Annotated in this window: 1 protein-coding gene; it reads right to left on the reverse strand. The window is 61.7% G+C overall.

Annotated features, from left to right (window positions below):
- Nucleotides 1-460: 460 nt before the first annotated feature.
- A complete protein-coding gene (locus tag ACQKDV_RS19605; protein ID WP_427785887.1) occupies nt 461-1,009 on the reverse strand; it encodes a Dps family protein in 549 nt (182 codons plus the stop codon).
- Between the last annotated feature and the right edge of the window lie 214 nt (nt 1,010-1,223).

The raw sequence follows: 1,223 nt of genomic DNA on the forward strand, positions 1-1,223 counted from the left end.
TTCATGTAACCCTCAGGGTTGGATCAGGTGTCCAACTCTTGGGGGTCACTTCACCATGGGGGCTCGATGGCGCCATCCATGGCGCCAACGGTCCTGCAAGCCCACACCGCCCCACCCCCGACAGTTTCCCGGTGACGGTGGGTCCATCCACGCCATGCGTGGATGAAATCTGTCAGATATCGACAAACAAAGAGGGGTCGGAGCCCGTTGTGTAACAACGGGCTCCGACCCCAAGCTTTGCCAGCAGATCGCGGAAAACTGTCGAAGGCGGGGTGGGTCCGGTTGAGGGGGTGTGAGCCGCATGGATGCGGCGACCAAGCCCCCATGGATGGGTTTACGGCGTCCCCCTCAACCGGACCCACCCCGCCAACCCTCAGGAATCCAGCTTTTTGCTCTGGCTCTGGCTTGAAGGCTTCGGCAGGTGCAGGGCTGCAAGCCCTGCCGAAGCCCCCCTCAACCCTTACTGGAGCAGGGAACGCAGCATCCAGGCGTACTTCTCGTGGGTCTGCAGCCGCTGGGTCATCAGATCCTCGGTCGGGGCGTCGTCAGCATCGTCGGCCACGTCCAGCACTTCACGCGCCGTACGGCACACCGCTTCGTTGGCGACCACCAACTGGCGTACCATTTCACGCCAGTCCGCACTGTCGGTCAGGCCCGGCTCCTCGGCGATCGAGGTCAGCGCAGCGAATTCCCGGTAGGAGCCCGGGGCATTGAAACCCAGCGCACGGATACGCTCGGCCACATCGTCCAGCGCTGCCCACTGCTCGGTGTACTGCGTCTCGAACATGGTGTGCAGCGAGTTGAACATCGACCCGGTCACGTTCCAGTGGAAGTTGTGGGTCTTCAGGTAGAGCGTGAACGCGTCAGCCTGGAACCGCGACAGACCGTCAGCGATCTTCTTGCGGTTGCCCTGGCTGATCCCGATATCGATGTTGGGGGCCGACGGTGCCGCCGCTGCCAGCTTCTGCTTGCCGGTCTTGGGCTGGGTCGTGCTCTTGGTCTTCGCCATGGGGTTCCTCCTTGTGGAATCGTTGGCCTTCACAGTAGATCAGTCTCGATGACTGGTCGCTTTCAAAGTTTTGAACGAACCGATTGATGAACGCTATCGATAAAAATCCGCCGCCCCGCCTGCGCCAACAGCGTGCCGCCATCGACGGCGCCATGAGCCCGAAATCGCCCTTGCCGGTTTCGAAATCGGGATCGTTGATCAGGACGACGGCGAT

The sequence above is a fragment of the Stenotrophomonas sp. NPDC077659 genome, assembly GCF_050268705.1.
GTDB lineage: Bacteria > Pseudomonadota > Gammaproteobacteria > Xanthomonadales > Xanthomonadaceae > Stenotrophomonas.

Excerpts from the sequence above, each read along its gene's own strand:
- ACQKDV_RS19605 (WP_427785887.1), bottom strand. The coding sequence starts at position 1,009 with ATGGCGAAGACCAAGAGCACGACCCAGCCCAAGACCGGCAAGCAGAAG.